Source organism: Planctomycetota bacterium (genome assembly GCA_035384565.1).
Classification (GTDB): domain Bacteria; phylum Planctomycetota; class PUPC01; order DSUN01; family DSUN01; genus DAOOIT01.
Window position 1 is genome coordinate 39,789 of record DAOOIT010000003.1, and the last position, 17,423, is coordinate 57,211.

Genomic DNA, 17,423 nt, shown 5'->3' on the forward strand with positions numbered 1-17,423 from the left:
GGAGAGCTCCGCAGAAAGGACGCAAGATGGGTCGCCTCCGCATCTCGCCGCGCCGCCACGGGCGTTGCCGCCTGCGCCGTCCCGCCCTCCGCCTGGAGGCTCTGGAGCCGCGGGTGGTGTTGTCGGGCGATCCTTCGGCGCTCGAGGTCCTCAACGCCGCCCCCGCGCTCTTCGCCGCCAATCTGGGCCAGTGGCAGGACCCCTCGGTGCGCTACCTGTTCCAGGGAGCCGGCACCGCGGTGGCCCACACCGAGGGCGGCCCGGTTTTCCTCCTGTCGCGGCCCGAGCAAGGGGCGGATGGCGCGTCCTTCGTCCATTCCACTTCTTTCGCCGTGACCTTCGTGGGTGCCGAAAACGTCGCGCCGGTGGGGCTGGACCCATCGGAGGCAGTCTACAACTACTACGTCGGCGACCCGTCCACCTGGCGCAGCGAGGTGCCCACCTTCGAGACCGTGGGCTACCTGGACCTCTGGGCGGGGGTTGACCTGCTGACCTGGGGGCGGCGCGACGGGCTGAAGTACGAGTTCCGCATTGCGCCCGGCGCCGACCCCGGGCAGATTCGCCTCCGCTACGAGGGCATCGAGGGCCTGTGGCTGGACGACAGCGGCGCGCTCCACGTCGTCACCCCGCTCGGCGAGGTGGTGGATGACGCCCCGTTCATCTACCAGGAGATCGGCGGCGAGCGCGTGCAGGTGGCGGGCGCCTTCCTGCTCGCAGACGCCTGCACGCTCTCTTTCGCGATCACGGGGTCCTACGATCCAGGGTTCACGCTGGTGATTGACCCCACGATCGCCTGGTCGAGCTACCTGGGCGGCGACGGCGACGACTTCGGCATCGGCGTCGCGGTGGACACTTTGGGCAACGCGTTCCTCACGGGCACCACGGCCACGCCCCCGCCGCAGTTCCCGACCACCGGCGGCTTCGACACCACGCTCGGCGGCACCTCCGATGCGTTCATCACGAAGGTGAGCGGCGCCGGCAGCCTGCTCTGGTCCACCTATCTGGGCGGGTCCGGCACCGAGGCGGGCTACGGCATTGCCGTGGACGGGTTGGGGAACGTGTTCGTGGTGGGCAGGACCACCTCGTCGGACTTCCCGACCACCGGCGGCTTCGACACCACGCTCGGCGGCACCGAGGACGCCTTCATCACCAAGGTGAGCGGGGCGGGCGCGCTGCTCTGGTCCAGCTACCTCGGCGGCTCAGGCAAGGATAGCGCCTCCAGCGTCGCCACCGACGGCTTCGGCGACGCATTCGTCGTCGGGTACACGGAGTCGTCGAACTTCCCCGCGACGGGCGGCTTCGACACGGTGCTGAGCGGCACCTCGGATGCGTTCATCACGAAAGTGAGCGGCACAGGCTCCCTGCTCTGGTCGAGCTATCTCGGGGGCACGGCCAGCGAGGGCGCCAACCGCGTCGCCGTTCAGTCCGGGAACGCCTACATCATCGGCAGCACCACCTCGTCGGACTTCCCCACGACGGGCGGCTTCGACACCAGTCTGGGCGGCCTCAAGGACGCCTTTGTGGCGAAGGTGACCGGCGGCGGGAGCCTGGCCTGGTCGAGCTACCTCGGGGGCTCGGGCCTGGACGATGGCTACGGCATCGCCGTGGACGGCTTGGGCGACGTATTCGTCACGGGCGAAACCGCCTCGTCCGACTTCCCGGCGGCCGGCGGCTTCCAGACCATCTATGGCGGCGGCACAGCCGACGGCTTCGTCGCCAGGATCAACAGCGCCGGCAGCCTGCTCTGGTCGAGCTACCTCGGCGGCTCCGGCTACGACTACGGCGACAGCATCGCCGTGGACGGCTCGGGCGACGCCTATGTCACGGGCGAGACGGGTTCCACGAACTTCCCCACGTCGGGCGGCTTCGACACCAGCCTGGGCGGCACCCAGGACGCCTTTGTGGCCAAGGTGAGCGCCGCGGGGGCGCTGGTCTGGTCGAGCTATCTGGGCGGCTCGGCCGGCGACGTGGGCTGGGGCATCGCCGTGGACGGTTCGGGCGACCTCTTGGTCACCGGCTACACCACCTCCACCAACTTCCCCGTATCCGGCGGCTTCGATACCACGCACGGCGGCTATGCCGACGTGTTCATCACCAAGGTGAGCACGGCGGCCGCGAACCACGCCCCCACATTGACCACCGTGAACGTGCTCACAGGGGCCGCCGAGGACCAAGACTACACGATCACCTATGCAGCGCTCGCGGCAGCCGCGGATGAGGCCGACGTGGACGGCGACCCGCTGAGCTTCCGTGTGGAGGCCGTGACCAGCGGCACGCTGACCAAGGGCGGCGTGCCGGTGACGCCGGGAGCCACGCTGCTCTCGGCCGGCGAAAGTCTCGTGTGGCATCCGGCTGCCAACGCCAACGGCACGCTCCAGGCGTTCACCGTGCGGGCCTGGGACGGCCAGGCGGCCTCGGCCACGGCGGTGCCGGTGAGCGTGCAGGTGGCGGCTGTGAACGACGCACCGAGCTTCACCAAAGGAGCCGACCAGACCACGAACGAAGATGCGGGCCTCCGCACCATCGCCGCGTGGGCCACCAACATCAGTCCCGGACCCGCGGATGAGGCGGGCCAAACCGTGGACTTCCTGGTCACGAACGACAACAACGGCCTCTTCTCATCCCAGCCCGCAATCGCCGCCAACGGCACCCTCACCTACACGCCGGCGCCGAACGCGCACGGCATCGCCACCGTCACCGTGCGGCTCCACGACGACGGCGGCACGGCCAACGGCGGCTCCGACACCTCGGCGCCTCAGACCTTCACCATCACGGTGAACCCCGTGGCCGACACCCCGTCGGTCACCGACGCCACGACGGACGAAGATACGCAGACCTCCAGCGGGCTGGTCATCTCGCGCAACGCCGTAGACGGGCCAGAGGTGACACACTTCAAGATCACGGGGATCACGGGGGGAACGCTCTACCAGAACAACGGGACAACCGCCATCCCCGACGGCTCGTTCATCACCTTCGCCCAGGCAAACGCGGGGCTGAAGTTCACGCCTGCGCCCAACTCGACCGCGCCCGGCAGTTTCACGGTACAAGCTTCCACGGCCAACGACGACAGCGGCCTCGGCGGAGGCACCGTCACGGCCACCATCACGGTTAACCCCGTGAACGACCCCCCCACGGCGGACGCCCAGAACCTGAGCACGGCCGAGGACACCCCTCTCGCGATCACCCTCACGGGCAGCGACGGCGACCCCGAGGCGGTGCAGACCCTGACCTTCGCCACCGCAACAGGCCCCAGCCACGGCACCCTGAGCGGCTTCAACCCCGCGACCGGCGCGGTGACGTACACGCCGCACGCAGACTACCACGGCCCCGACAGCTTCACCTTCACAGTGACGGACGACGCTCTGGCGGGCGCCCCAGCGGGCCTCGCGAGCGCCCCGGCCACCGTGAGCCTCACGATCACCCCTGTGAACGACCCCCCCACGGCGGACGCCCAGAACCTGAGCACGGCCGAGGATACCCCTCTCGCGATCACCCTCACGGGCAGCGACGGCGACCCCGAGGCGGTGCAGACCCTGACCTTCGCCACCGCAACAGGCCCCAGCCACGGCACCCTGAGCGGCTTCAACCCCGCGACCGGCGCGGTGACGTACACGCCGCACGCAGACTACCACGGCCCCGACAGCTTCACCTTCACAGTGACGGACGACGCTCTGGCGGGCGCCCCAGCGGGCCTCGCGAGCGCCCCGGCCACCGTGAGCCTCACGATCACGCCTGTGAACGACCCCCCCGTGGCGCAGCACGCGGTCTTCAGCGTCGCCGAGGGCGGGAGCCATTCCGGCAATCTCGTCGCCACCGACGTGGATGGCGACCCCCTGACCTACGCAATCGTCGCCGGGCCGAGCCACGGGACTCTGACGGCCTTCGACACGGCCACCGGCGCGTTCACCTACGCGCCCACCGGCACCTACAACGGCCCCGACAGTTTCACATTCAAGGCCGACGATGGCACCGTGGACTCCAACGAGGCGACCATCACGATCACCGTCACGCCTGTGAACAATGCCCCCGTGGCGCAGAACGGCGCATTCGATGTGGCCGAGGATGGCCGCCACACAGGCAGCCTCGTGGCCACCGACGTGGACGGCAACCCTCTTCACTACGCGATCGTCACCGGCCCAGCCCACGGCACGCTCACGGCCTTCGACCCGGCCACCGGCGCCTTCACCTATGAACCCGCCCCCGACTATCACGGCCCCGACGCCTTCACCTTCAAGGCCAACGATGGGGCCGCGGACTCCAACCCGGCCACCGTGTCCATCACGGTCACGCCTGTCAACGATGCGCCCGTATTCCAGGGCCTGCTCCCCACGGACCCGACCGTGATGTTCGCAGGCCAGATATTCGCCTTCACCTTCTCCTCCAGCGACGTGGACGGGGATTCGCTGACCTACAGCCTCGTCTCCGGCCCATCCTGGTTGAGCATGGACCCTGAGACGGGTGCCCTGAGCGGCATGCCCACCCTGCGGGCGCACCTCGGCACCCGTTCCGTCACGGTCCGCGTGAGCGATGGCCAGGGAGGCTCCGACGAGCACATCTTCCAGATCACCATCCAGGGACAAGTCATCGCGCTGGGCAGCGCCATCCCCGCTCCACTCACGAAGGTGACGTTCACCGATGCCAGCGGCGACCTCGTGAGCGTCGGCGCGAAGGCCAAGGTCGGGGCCTTCTACCTCGTTCGCGGCGTGGCCCAGGGGGCTCCCCTCACCACGCCGGCCGACCTGGTCGCCATCGAAGGCGAGGGCACGGATGCCAAGGCGGGCCTCAGCCTCAAAGTCTCCTCCCCCGTGAAGGCGCCGCTGCCCGACACCTCTGTGCGCGATATCGTGGTCACCGGCTCGTTCAGCCTGTCGGCGGCCACGCTGAACCTGCTGGGCAACATGACCGTCACGGGCGGCCTTGGCAAGTTCACCCTGGGGAACGTCGCCGGCCAACACCTCATCACCATTGGCACCGACCCGCTGGCGAAGCCGGCCAGCCTGGTGCTCGGCCGGGTGCAGGACACCACCCTGAACCTGCGGTCGCCGCTCAAGGCGCTCTCGGTGATCGAATGGCTCGACACGGATGCGACGCCCGACCAGGTGATCGCGCCCTGGATTGGCAGCCTGATCACCCGCGGCTCCAAGACCGTGGGGGGGCCGGCAGGGCATTTCGAGGCGGACCTGGTGCTCAGCGGGGCTGGCGCCACCAAGGGCACTCTGGGCAAGGCGACAATCGCCGGTTCCGTGACACGCAGCGCGTGGACGATCGTGGGCAGCGTCGCGTCGGTCTCGGTCCGCGGCCACTTCACCAACAGCACCCTCGTGGCCGACCTGCTCGGCTCCGTTGCCATTGGCGGGGCCATCACTGAGAACGGAGCCGATGGGGACACCGATGTGATTCGAGCCACGTCGGGCGGCTTCGCGCTCCGGGACGCTACGGGGAGCTGGTGGATTGATGCGGCCCAGGACCATTGGTTCGGCACCCTGCGCGCATTTGTCGGCTGAGCCGCCCCGGGCGCGCGAGACGCGGGCGAAGTGCCGACACGAAGAAGGCGCCCTAATCAGTTCCCGTGCCTGCTCCGTAAGCGCAGGCCGGGCAAGTGGATGCAGCATTGCCAAGTCCCCAGTTGGCGAGATCAGGCCGCACCCTGAGAATTCGCTCGGGCTTACTTGACATTTGTCAGCGCGCCTGCTACGATCAAGTGTGAGCCAGGCGGTGATTCGCTTGAGATCAAGGTCCACCGTCTGGCCGAGCGGGGGTGGGCACGGGATGAGCACAAGGGGCGACAGGGGGAATAGCTGCGAGTCGGTTCATCCGCTTTCTGATGAGTCACGCCCTCTGTGCGAGAGTGCTCTCGAGAAGCCGCCAGGCCTGAACTCTCCCCCGTATCCTGCGTATTCGATGCGCCCTGCGAGGGCACCGCTTGCACCGCGCCTTCCCTGGGCGTTGCGCCGATGGTCTCTGAGCGCCCTGGCCGCGCGCCGGCGCGGGAATTCGATAGGGGTGAAGGTCGTGCGACACCACTGGTCTGTGGCCGCGGCGCTGGTGCTTACGCTTGCCACAGGGGCCCTCGGTGGGCTATTCCCCCCGGCCGACCTCCTCGTGCAGAACCAACTGCCCACCGGCAACTGGTACACCGACGAACGCCAGTGGGAGACCGGCTACATGATCCCCGGCCTCGTGCGCGTGCACGAGCTGAGCCAGGGCTGGGGCGGCTATGCGAATGAGTACAAGAACAGCGCCGAACTCGCCGGCATGTGGGTGCTGAACAACCGGCCTCTGGTCCCGGGCGGCAGCGTCAACCCCTACAACCTTCTGCCATTCCCCAATGGCTCCAACCCCCCCAGCAATGTCACGCACCAGCTCCTGGGCGAAGAGGCCTACGCCTTCCGCCGCCTCAGCGAGATCAACGCGAATCCGTCGGGGAACCTCTGGCGCTCGGAGATCACCAACTTCTACGGCGATGTCTCCAGCCTCTATCCCGGCAGCACAGCGGGCTATGCCTCGGCGATTCGAGCCTACAACGAGATCACCATTGCGACCGACATGATCGCCCACCACGTCATGGCCGCCGACTACGTGGGGGCGACCGACCTGGCCACCTGGCGCACCGAGCTCATCGCCAGCCTCGCCATGGTGGACAACTCCGCGTACTTCCCCGTCCTCGCGCTCGGCAGCGCCCTGTGGGCGCTCGCCTCGACCGCCGGCGGACTGGATAACACGCCAGTCAAGCCGACCGCCGTCTTCGGCGATGTGTGGTGGGACTACGTGGAAGGCGAGCCGATGGAACTGATTGACCTCCCCTGGTTCCTCGCCTCGCACCAGGAACCCGCGACCGGCACCTTCTACTGGAGGTTCGACCACGCCGTTGACGCCGATACGGGGTGGGCGTACGGATTCACCGAGGACACCGTTTTCGGCGCCCTCGGGCTTCAGGCGGCCACCGTCTACGGCAACGGCCTGTGGGGGACCTGGGACGTCGAGGTCAACGCCGCCATCTACTCGGTGCTCCGCGGCTTCAACTACTGGGAAGAGGGCATGCGCGAGCACCTGTGGACGACCGCCTACTCGGGCTATAACTACATGTACGCCGCCGAGGGCCTGCGCCTGGCCATCCCCGAGCCTGCGTCCCTGCTCCTGGTCGCAGGCGGCCTCTCGGCCCTTGTCGCCAGAAGGCGCCGCCAGCGTGCGGGGAGGGCGAGCTGTTGAGTTCCCGCAGCCGGGTCTACGGCGCAGCGAGGTGGTAGAATGAGCCGAGTGACTGGGCTATCCAGGCCGCTGGTGCGGGGTCGTCTGCTGGCGGCCGCGTGCTGGATGCTTCTGGTTCTGGCGGGCTGGGGCCAGGCCGGGGAGACGGCGGGGCAGCCGCCCTGGTGGATGGGCAACCCCGAGGCGTTCGCCTTCGACCCCTTCAGCCTGGCGACCGACCCTGCGTTGCTTTCGCTCTATGACTCGCTCTTTGGGACCACGTTCTCCGGCACTCGAACGGCCTCGAAGCCGAAGGATGCCGCAACGCCGACGGCGCCGGCCTCCACACAGACGAGGACTTCCGCCTTGGTTCCGGCCGCTTCGGACCCTGCGCCGCCTGCCGCGGCCCCGAGTGGCAGCGCTGCACCCACGGGCGACTCTGGTGACCTTACGGTGGTTCGCCACGCATTGCTGATTGATGCGCGGCCGCCCAAGCGCACGCCAGTTCTGCCGCCGTGGTGATACCCGCTGGAGCGCCCGGTAGCCGCCCGGGCGGCTGGGTGGTGTAACAGCACAGGGGTAGCCCGGCGCGGCGGCTCCTCTCTGAACGAGCGGGTAGCCTATGTGGTGGTTGGAGCCCTCGCGTCGAGAGCCGATGCGTTCCGATGGGGGCATCGCTGGAGAGTTGTGCATCCGCCGTGGCGTTTCTCCATGCGATGGCCGGCCGCCCACGGAGGATTGCCGGGTGCCAAGCAACTGGCGCGCAAACGCCTGGGCAAGTCTGCTGGCCATGGCCCTGCTCCTTCTTTCGGCGGGCCTTGCCGGGTGTGCGCGACCACTCGTGGCGACGGGCGAGCAACTGGCCCGCTTCAACGCGGCGGGCCCCACAGTTCCTGCCATCAGCCCCGGCGAGCTTCCCGAAGCCAAGCCTCTCGCCTCGCCCTATCGCGTCGTGGCCGGCGACGTGCTCGAGTTCCGGCTCAAGATCACCCAGGATGCCCCCGAGTCGGCGGCCCAGCCGCCGCCCAGGCAGGAAAGCGACGCCGGCCGCAACGACAGCCAGGCAGCCGCGAGGCGTCCGGACCTGTACCGCGTCTGCCCCGGGGATGTGCTCGATCTCGCGATGCCCTCGGTCTTGCGTGGCATTGGCGAGGCCGGCGACAGGGCGGCTTCCTATGCCTGCCGCGTGAGCCAGGAGGGGAGCATCTGGCTCCCCGTCGTCGGCGAGATGCCCGTCGCAGGCAAGACCCTCCTCGAGATCGAGACAGCTGTGACCGCCGCGTACTTCCCAAAGTACGTGAAGAACCGCCCGGCGGTGATCGCCCGCGTCTCCGAGCGAGGGACCTCCGTCCTCTCAGTGGTCAGCACCGCGGCGGGCCCCGCCGCGGCGCGCGACCCGTTTGCCGACAGCATCCTGTGCCGGGTCACAGACGAGGGGATGGTTCGTCTGCCTCTCGCCGGCAGTGTTCCCGTGGCGGGCAAGTCGGTGGCCGAGATCGAGGCCGCCGTGGCTGCCGCCTACTATCCGAAACACCTCAGTTCACCCCCGAGCGTTCTCGCCCGCGTCGCCGACTACCGCGTGGCCACGGTCTATGCAATAGGGGCCATCGGGTCGCCCGGCCGCTACGAGCTCCGCAGCAATGAGCTCGAGCTGGCCGTGCTCCTGGCGAAGGCGGGTGGCATCGGGGTCGGCCGGACGGCATCGGGCGTCGGGGCCGGGGGGGCCAAGGTCATCCGCATCCGCCACGCCGGCCAACCGCGCGAGGCGAAGCCGCTGGAGGTGCCGGTCAGGGACCGGAACATCCCCATCGCCAATGTGGCCCTTCAAGACGGCGACACCGTGGAGGTCGAGCACTTCGACGACCCGCTCTTCACGGTCACGGGGCTGGTCATGAGCCCTGGAGTGCACCCGTATCCGCCGGGCGCGAAGTACACCCTGCAACAGGTGCTGGCGATGTCGGGCGGCATTGATACGCAGGCCGGCCCGCGCTACGCCACCATCTATCGCCAGGATGGCAACGGGAAGACAATCGCCGCCGAGTTCCGAATCGGGGGCAGGACCATGGTGGATGCCTCCGAAGTGATTGTCAAGCCAGGCGACGTGATCTGCCTGGAGCACTCGTTCCGGACCCGGTGGAACAAGTTCTGGGCCACCGTGCTGCACTTCGGCGCCGGCGCCTATGCCACGGTGCCGATCACGACGACCTCCTCGCGCTGAGCCGTTGTGCGAGCGGGGCGGCGGTGGGCGCGGCTTACGGCGGATGCTGCCGCCGGAGGACGTTCAGGATGGGCGAGCCCGCGAATGCAGGCAACGCGATCGGCAGGCTCGAAGGGCCGCTGCCCGTGCAGGGGGCTCCCGCGGAACACGGCCGGCCCTCCTTGCTCCACACCCTCTGGCGGCGCCGCCTCATCGTCGCAGCGGCGATGGTAATCTCCCTCGTCCTCGGGTGGGTGCAGCTCAACAACACCACCCCGCTCTACACGAGCACGTCACGCCTCTACGTCGAGCGGAGCACCCCGAAGATCATCCCCGGCACCGAGGAGTTGACGTTCGGGCCGTGGAACTACCTCAACACCCAGTGCGCACTGTTCAAGTCCACCCCGATTGCGGCCAGCGCGCTGGAGCGTCCCGGAATCCGCGATCTCCGCACCTTCGCCGGCATGAGCAACCCCGTGGGGTACCTGAAGGCCATCCTCCGAGTGGGGTTGGGCAAGGACGATGACATCATCAGCGTATCGCTGGAGTCGCCCTACCCGGAGGAGGCGGCCCAGATCGTGAATGCCGTGGTGGACGCCTATGTGACCTACCAGAGCGCCAGCCGGCGGAGCACGGCGGCCGAGGTCCTGAAGATCCTCCAGCGGGAGAAGGCCCGCCGCGAGGCAGAACTGGCCGCCGCCCTCAAGGCGATGACGGATTACCAGAAGTCGAACGACCTCCTCGCCTTCCAGGGCAGCGACGGGAGCTTCATGTCCAGGCGAATGGAGAGCTACTCATCGGCCCTGATCGCGGTCCAGAGCGAACTCCTCGATGCCCTCGCCGCTGTCCAGGCGGCCAAGGAAACCCTGGAGGACCCGACCCGGTTCCTGCGCTTCGTGGAGTTGCGCCGCCTGGGCGGGCGGGACGGCCTCGGGGCGCCCGAGGAGGCATTGCTGCGCGCGGACGTGGCCCGGCTGGAACTCCAGTTGCGCGAGATGAAGCTGGAGTGCACCGACACCCACCCTGGTGTGGTGGCCCTCGAGAAGAAGCTTGCCGAACAGAGGCAACGGCTGATGGACCTCGAGAAGCGTCTCGCGGAAGCCGAGCTGCTGGCGGCTACGCGCCGATTGGAGGCGCTGAGGGATAGAGAGGCCCAGATTCGCAAGTCATTCGAAAGCCAGCGCCAGGAGATGGTGGACCTCAACGCCCAGGTGGCCCAATTCACGAGGCTCCGGTCTGAGTGGGAACAAGCCAAACGGGTGTGTGAGGCGATTGATGACCGTATCCGGCAGATCAACGTCAATGAGGATACGGGGCTGCTGAGTATCACCATCCTGGAGGTCGCCACCCCTGCGGGAGCGCCGAGCAGCCCTAACCGGCAACGCACGATGGCCATGGCACTGCTCGTGGGGGTGATGGTTGGCGTCGGCCTGGCGGTGGCCCTCGACTGGCTGGACCAGAGAATCCACTCCGCCGACGATGTCACGAACACCTTGGGTCTGCCGATCCTGGGCATGATCCCCCAGATGCCGGCGAGGCAGGACCTGTCGGCCCGCGGCCAGGTCGTGGAGCTCGAGCCGACCTCGCATGCCGCGGAAACCTACCGCACGATCCGGACGGCCATCTACTTCGGCGTTCCCGACGGGCAGGCCAAGAGGATCGTGGTCACCTCCCCCGAGCCGGGCGACGGCAAGACCACGCTGGTCAGCAACCTCGGCATCGCCATGGCCCAGGCAGGGCAGCGCACGCTCATCATTGACGGCGACTTCCGCAAGCCGATGCAGCACCGAATCTTCAAGGTCGAACGCGAACAAGGCATCTCCAGCGTGCTGGCGGGAAGGGAGCCCCTGGATGCCGCCATCCACCACACCGAGGTGAAGTGCCTCGACATCCTGCCGACGGGGCCCACACCGCCCAACCCATCGGAGATGCTCAACAGCCAGGCGTTCGCGGATGTGCTCGAGCAACTGTCCACGCAGTACGATCACATTCTGATCGACTCGCCCCCCGTCATGCCCGTGACGGACGCCCGCATCCTGGGCGCCATCTGCGACCAGACCATCCTCACCGTCCGGGCCGAGAAGTCGCACCGAAAGGTCGCCGAGCGCGCGTGCCAGGGCCTCAACGACGTGGGGGCGCACATCCTCGGAGTCGTGATCAACGCCGTGCCGCGCAAGGAGGACCGCTACTACCACTACAGCGGCTACGGCTACTACTACAAGTACGGCTACGGCTATGGCTATGGGCACGAGCGGCGGCGGAGGAAGAAGGCAAAGGGAGGCGAGGAACACGTCGGCAAGCCTGAGGCTCAACTGCCGACGGCCTCCCCGCGCTGAGGGTAGCCCATGCCCCACGTCACCTCAACCGCCCCGGCACCTGCGCAGCAGCGTCGTCTCGAATCCTACGCAGCGACCGAGAGCGTGGACGTGCATTGCCATTGCCTGCCCGGCCTGGACGACGGCCCCACCACCCTGGATGAGGCGCTGGGGCTGTGCCGCGCTCTTGTGGCCGACGGCGTGACCACGGCGATCGCCACCCCGCACCAGCTCGGGCGCTTCGACGGCCATGTCGCCGCGAGCGCCATTCGTCAGGCCGTGGCGGCTCTCGCCCTGACGCTCGACGAGCAGGGAATCCCGCTCCGCGTGGTGCCCGGCGCCGACGTTCGCGTGGACGAGCGCATCCCCGCTCTGCTCGATGCGGGTTCCGTGCTGACTCTGGCCGACTCGGGGAAGTACCTTCTCCTGGAACTGCCGCACGAGACCTTGCTGAACATCGCGCCCCTCCTCGCCCAGCTCACGGCCCGCGGCGTCACTCCCATCCTGTCGCACCCCGAGCGCAACCCCCTCCTGGCCCGGGAGCCGAACACGGTATTCCCGTGGCTGGAGCAGGGCGCCCTGCTTCAGATCACCGCGGCGAGCCTGCTCGGGCGGTTCGGCCCGGTCGCCGAGCGAGCCGCCTGGCGTTGGCTGGCCTCGGGCGCGGCCTCGATAGTGGCCAGCGACGCCCACGGCGCCGCCGAACGACGGCCCTGCCTGACCGAGGCCATCGGGGCCATCGCCCAGCGACTCGGCCGCCCCGCGGCGCAACGCGTCTGCCTTCTCAACCCGATGCACGTTCTGGCGGGAGAGCCGATCCTCCCCGTTCGGCCCGCTCTCCGCCGTGGGAATCAGCGATGGGCAGCCGACTGATCCCCATTGACGAGGTCGATCCCCCCCAGAGTCGGCTCGATGCGGCCATCCACTGGACGCTCGTCGCCTTGCTCCTCTTCCTGCCGCTGGCCTTTGGCACGGTGCAGGCGTGGAGCGAGTTCGTCTATGTCGCCGGCGCCGGCGTCCTCGGCCTCTGCTTCGCGCTGAAGCTGCTCGTCCAGCGCGACGTGGCGGTCGTCCGCACGTGGGCCTACGCTCCCATCCTCCTGACCCTGCTTCTGGCCGTTGTCCAGCTCATTCCGTTGCCCACGGGTCTCGTGCGCGTGCTCTCGCCGAACACGGCCGCCATGAAGGCTCAGCTTCTGGCCGACCTCTCCGGCGAGGGGCCGCGCGCGATGGCCCTCAGCTTCTACGCCCAGGCCACGAGGCACGACCTGCGCCTTCTCCTCGCGGCGGCGGTCGTGTTCGCGGTCGTGCTGAACGTGTATCGGCATCCCGACCAGATCAAGCGGCTCCTGGCCTCGGCGGCGGCCATCGGCGGGGGCATCGCCCTCCTGGCGCTCGCCCAGAACGTGTTCGGCAACGGCCGAATCTATTGGACGTACCCCACCTATGGAAACGTGGCCGCCTCGGGTCCGTTCGTCTGCCATAGCCACTATGGACAGTTCATGAACCTCTCGATCGGCGCCGCCCTCGCCCTCCTGTTCGTCCGACTCCACGAGAGTTTCGGCCACGGCCCGGTCCGCTTCCCCGAGGTCGTCGAGCGCCTGAGCAGCCCCGAGCTACGCGTCGTCTGGTACCTGGCCGCAATGGTGGTGCTGGGCGCGGCCACCCTCTTCCTGTCGCTGACGCGCGGCGGCATGGTCTCCCTGCTCATCGCGGGCGGGTTCACCGGGCTGGTGACGGCCTCGCGGCGGACCCTGAGAGGGCGAGGCCTGATCCTCACGGGGCTCGCCCTCAGTGCCTTCGCCGTGGTGCTCTACATCGGCTTCGACGCCGTCTACGACCGCCTGGCCACCCTGCGTGGGCTGCATGGCTACGGCGGCCGCTGGGAGGTCGTGAAGAACCTCGCGGTCTCCTTCACCCGATTCCCCCTGGCCGGCACGGGGCTGGGAACTCACCAGGTCGTCTACCCCATGTTCGACCGGTCCATGGCCCCCGACGTCGCCTCCCACGCCGAGAACGAGTACGCCCAGGCCGCCGAGGAGATGGGAGTGCTCGGCCTCGGGCTCTTGCTGGCGTTCCTGGCCATCGTGGGGGCGGCCTACATCCGCAGCGTGCGCCGCCTGCGGTTCCCGATCCGCTCGGCGGCCCTGGGCCTCGGCTTCGGGCTGATGGCGATCCTGGTCCACAGCTTCAGCGATTTCGGCCAGCATCTGCCGGCCAACCACTGCCTCGCGGCGATCTCGTGTGCACTCCTGCTCAACATCGCGCGCGTGGGGCACACCAGCCGCTCCGACGAGGGCGCCCGCACGGGTCTGACGGCATCGCCGATCCTTCGCGCCGTGCCTCTCCTCGCGATCGCGGGCATCTGGACGTGGTCCCTCGCGGGTTCGATCGCGGCCTGGCGGGCGGAGGAGCGCTGGGCCAGGGTCACCAGGCTCGAGGCCGCGTTGCGCAAGAAGAACTGGCAGGGAACCAACGAGGACTACGTGGCCCTCCTCAAGGAGGCCGAGGCCGCCGTCGCGGCGGAGCCCGACAACATCGAGTACCAGTACTGGCTCGGCGTCTACCGCTGGCGGTCCATCAGCCGCATCACGAACCCGAAGACGGGCGAGATGCTGGTCAGCAAGAGGCACGCGCGCAGGATTGTGGCGGAACTCAACCAGGCTCGCGCGCTCTGCCCGACCTACGGGCCCGCCTACAGCACGATCGGCCAGATCGAAAAGTTCGTGCTCGGCGACCCTTCGGGCGCCGACCGCATCCGCCTGGGCCACAAGCTTGCCCCCTACAACCCCACCGCGTGTTACCTTGCCGGCCTGGTGGATGCACTCGAGGGCGACCACGAGGCGTCGCTGGAGAAATTCCAGCGCTGCCTCCAGGCCGAGGGCGGATCGTTTCGCGCCATGGCCGACGTCTATCTGCACCAGGTGAGCCGGCCCGACCTCGCCGTGATCCTCGCGGGGGACGACGTGGGGCGCCTGCTCTACGTTGCCGACGCGCTTCACGAGATGCCCGACCAGCAGGAACTGGCCACCGCCGTCCGCGAACAGGTCTCGAAGGCGCGAGCGGCCGCCGTGCAGGCCCTCAAGACGCAGTGCGACAAGCCGGGCGTTTCGCCCGCCACCCTGGCCGCCGTCGCCGCCATCTGGCGGCAGGAGAAGAACCCCCGCGCCGCCATCGAATGCTATCGGCGAGCGCTGGCGCTGGACTACGGCCAGGTGGGCTGGCGCATGGAGCTCGCCCAGCTCCTTGCGGAGGCAGGCCATGTTTCGGAAGCCAGGCACGAGGCCCGCGTGTGCCTGCGGCTCAGGCCGCAACTGGCCAGCGCCCAGAAGCTGCTCGAAAGCCTGAGCGTCCTTCCCGACGCGCCGGACAGCAAGTAGCTCTCGGAGCCGCCGTCGGACAGGGGGCGGGCGGGTGTGGCCGAGCATGGCCTTCAGCCCCGACGCCTGCGCCCCCGATCGTCGCCAGTGTCCTGGAAACCAGACACGGCGCCACCATGCCGGCTCGGCCCTGCCGCCGCCGGGAGCTGAGCCAGTATGGCGCCTGGGCGATTCAGCCAGCTCTGCGAGCTTCCCGCCCATACTTGCTCACTTTCCTCCCCCTCTGGGTTGAGCAAGTACGGCGCTTTGGCGATCCGGGCGGCTCTACGGCCTTCCCGCCCATACTTGCTCAAATCCCTCCCCCCTCAGTTGAGCAAGTATGGCGCGCAGGTGTGCCGAGACCTTCCGCGGCCGTTCTCGCCTATCCGTATCCCTTTCGCTCTCACAGGGTGATACAGGAGAGGAACTGCCAGCACTCCGACGCCTCCCTGGCGCGCGTGGCCAGGGCCGGAGGCCACGGTGTGGGCCGCGCGATTGACTCAGCCAAGCCAAGGCGCTAGCATCAAGAGGGGCGCCCTCCCATCCCCGACTCGGTCGCCCCCAGAGCTTAGGAGGCGATGGCGATGCCGATGTATGAGTTCCTGTGTGAGGACTGCAATCGGGTCTTCGACTTCCTCGCGCGCACGCCCGAAGCATCGAAGCGCAAACCGGCGTGCCCCAAGTGCGGCGGCAAGAGGATGACCCGGCTCGTCTCCCTGTTCGCGGCCGGGCGCAAACACGCCGAGCGTCCCAGGGCAGCAGAATCCCCCGCGCCCGATGCGGCCGACGACCTGAGCCCGGCGCAGGAAGCGCGCATGGAACGCACGATGGCCGAACTGGAGCGCGACATGGAGTCCATTGACGAAAACGACCCGCGGCAGTTGGCCGCCGTCATGCGGCGGCTGTCCGACGCCAGCGGCGAGAGCCTGGAGCCGGAGATGGACGAGATGATCCGCCGCCTCGAGGCGGGCGAGGACCCCGAGAAGGTCGAGGAGGAGATGCAGGACGCCTTTGGCGAGGAAGGCCCCGGCGGCGCAGGCGGCGCGCCGAGCCACGACGACGGCCTCTACGACCTGTAGACCGCCTCCGACCCGCATCGGCTGCCCCAAGGGAGTCGCCTCGCGAGGCCAGGCCGCAATGCCCGAAACCCCACCCTACAGCCGCGAGGCGGAGCTCCTGCTCTGTTGCGCACGCACCCGCCTTGAGCCTGGCGTGGCGGGCAGGCTCACGGCCCTGGTCGCAGAGGGAATCCACTGGCCGCGGCTGGTGGCCCTGGCCCACTCGAACGGGGTGGCCCTGCTCCTGCACCGCAGCCTGGCGGCCGCCTGCATCCACGCCGTGCCCGAAGCCATCCTCGGGGAGCTCGCTGCCCATTGCCGGGCCAACATGCTTCGCAGCCTGCTCATGACAGCCGAACTGCTGAGACTCCTGGAACTGTTCGCCGCGCACGCGATACGCGCGGTGCCCTTCAAAGGCCCCGTGCTGGCCGCCGTGGCCTACGGGGACGTCGGCCTGCGCGAGTTCTACGATCTGGACCTCCTGGTCCGCAGGCGCGATCTGAAGCCCGCCCGACGGCTGCTGGTGGAACAGGGCTTCCACGCCTACCGATGGAACCTCGAGCAACCCGGCACCGGGCTGACCGTGGAGTTGCACCGATGGGACCCTCCGCCCCTCGACCCGTCTGGCGAGGGCACGGGCCGCCTCGAACCGGGCCCACCGGCCATGGTGCGTCTGCTGGACGCGGCTGTGCCCTCCCTCGGCCCCGAGGAGACGCTTCTCGCCCTCTGCCTGCACGGCTCGAAGCACTGCTGGGACCGCCTCCTCTGGGTGTGCGATGTCGCGCAGTTCGTGTCCGCGCAACCCCGAGTCCATTGGCCGGCCGTCGTCGCGGCGGCCGCGCGGACAGGAAGCAGGCGAAGGCTTCTCTGGGGTCTCCTCCTGGCCAGGGATCTGCTGGGCCTGGCCGTGCCGGAGCCCGTCCTGGCGCCCGCGGCGCACGACCCTCAGCTCCACGCCCTGGTCGCCGAAGCCAAGCGCCGCATCCTGTGGGCAGGGGAGGAACCCTTCGGCCATGTCGAGCAATGGGCCACTCAGCGGCGCATGCTGGAGCGGCGGCGCGACCGGCTGCGCTTCTACCTCGGCCTCCTGTGCGAGGGTCTCAGGCCGAACAGGACCGATCGCCTTGTCGTGCCGCTGCCCGGGTGCCTGCACCCGCTCTACTACGTGATCCATCCCATCCGTGTGATCGTGACCTACGGCCCGCGGGCCGTGAGGCGCCTCCTCAAGCGCACCCCATGAAACCGCAACCGCCGCCTCGACGGCCGCGCCGGAGCCTCTGGCATGCGGGCAAGCTTCCCGGCACCA

Annotated in this window: 9 protein-coding genes; all 9 read left to right on the forward strand. The window is 68.9% G+C overall.

The window, feature by feature from the left end; all coding sequences use genetic code 11:
• The first annotated feature begins 26 nt into the window (after positions 1–26).
• The 9 genes from PLE19_01795 (at position 27) to PLE19_01835 (ending at position 17,357) form a co-directional block, all read left to right on the forward strand.
• Positions 27–5,504, forward strand: coding sequence for an Ig-like domain-containing protein (locus PLE19_01795; GenBank protein ID HPD13652.1), 5,478 nt, complete (start codon positions 27–29; stop codon positions 5,502–5,504).
• 508 nt (positions 5,505–6,012) lie between these two features.
• Positions 6,013–7,209, forward strand: a complete 1,197-nt coding sequence (locus tag PLE19_01800; protein HPD13653.1) for a PEP-CTERM sorting domain-containing protein — start codon at positions 6,013–6,015, stop codon at positions 7,207–7,209.
• Positions 7,210–7,248: 39 nt separating this feature from the next.
• Positions 7,249–7,710: a hypothetical protein gene (locus tag PLE19_01805; protein HPD13654.1), complete on the forward strand. Its 462-nt coding sequence runs from the start codon at positions 7,249–7,251 to the stop codon at positions 7,708–7,710.
• A gap of 223 nt (positions 7,711–7,933) precedes the next feature.
• On the forward strand, positions 7,934–9,406 hold the full coding sequence (locus PLE19_01810; GenBank protein ID HPD13655.1) for a polysaccharide biosynthesis/export family protein: 1,473 nt from the start codon (positions 7,934–7,936) through the stop codon (positions 9,404–9,406).
• A 68-nt stretch (positions 9,407–9,474) separates the two neighbouring features.
• The gene (locus PLE19_01815) at positions 9,475–11,721 is read left to right on the forward strand and encodes a polysaccharide biosynthesis tyrosine autokinase (protein HPD13656.1); all 2,247 of its coding nucleotides are present in this window, start codon (positions 9,475–9,477) and stop codon (positions 11,719–11,721) included.
• Between the two features lie 9 nt (positions 11,722–11,730).
• Positions 11,731–12,573, forward strand: coding sequence for a hypothetical protein (locus PLE19_01820; protein ID HPD13657.1), 843 nt, complete (start codon positions 11,731–11,733; stop codon positions 12,571–12,573).
• Positions 12,558–15,080 (forward strand): O-antigen ligase family protein, encoded by a 2,523-nt coding sequence (locus tag PLE19_01825; GenBank protein ID HPD13658.1) that lies wholly within the window; start codon positions 12,558–12,560, stop codon positions 15,078–15,080. Before PLE19_01820 ends, PLE19_01825 begins: the two co-directional genes overlap by 16 nt.
• 557 nt (positions 15,081–15,637) lie before the next feature.
• Positions 15,638–16,138: a zinc ribbon domain-containing protein gene (locus PLE19_01830; protein HPD13659.1), complete on the forward strand. Its 501-nt coding sequence runs from the start codon at positions 15,638–15,640 to the stop codon at positions 16,136–16,138.
• A gap of 58 nt (positions 16,139–16,196) precedes the next feature.
• A complete protein-coding gene (locus PLE19_01835; protein HPD13660.1) occupies positions 16,197–17,357 on the forward strand; it encodes a nucleotidyltransferase family protein in 1,161 nt (386 codons plus the stop codon).
• Positions 17,358–17,423 lie beyond the last annotated feature (66 nt).

Bases quoted from the DNA above. Each gene is read 5' to 3' on its own strand.
- PLE19_01795 (HPD13652.1), top strand. From the start codon at position 27: ATGGGTCGCCTCCGCATCTCGCCGCGCCGCCACGGGCGTTGCCGCCTG.
- PLE19_01805 (HPD13654.1), top strand. From the start codon at position 7,249: ATGAGCCGAGTGACTGGGCTATCCAGGCCGCTGGTGCGGGGTCGTCTG.
- PLE19_01815 (HPD13656.1), top strand. From the start codon at position 9,475: ATGGGCGAGCCCGCGAATGCAGGCAACGCGATCGGCAGGCTCGAAGGG.
- PLE19_01820 (HPD13657.1), top strand. From the start codon at position 11,731: ATGCCCCACGTCACCTCAACCGCCCCGGCACCTGCGCAGCAGCGTCGT.
- PLE19_01825 (HPD13658.1), top strand. From the start codon at position 12,558: ATGGGCAGCCGACTGATCCCCATTGACGAGGTCGATCCCCCCCAGAGT.
- PLE19_01830 (HPD13659.1), top strand. From the start codon at position 15,638: ATGGCGATGCCGATGTATGAGTTCCTGTGTGAGGACTGCAATCGGGTC.
- PLE19_01835 (HPD13660.1), top strand. From the start codon at position 16,197: ATGCCCGAAACCCCACCCTACAGCCGCGAGGCGGAGCTCCTGCTCTGT.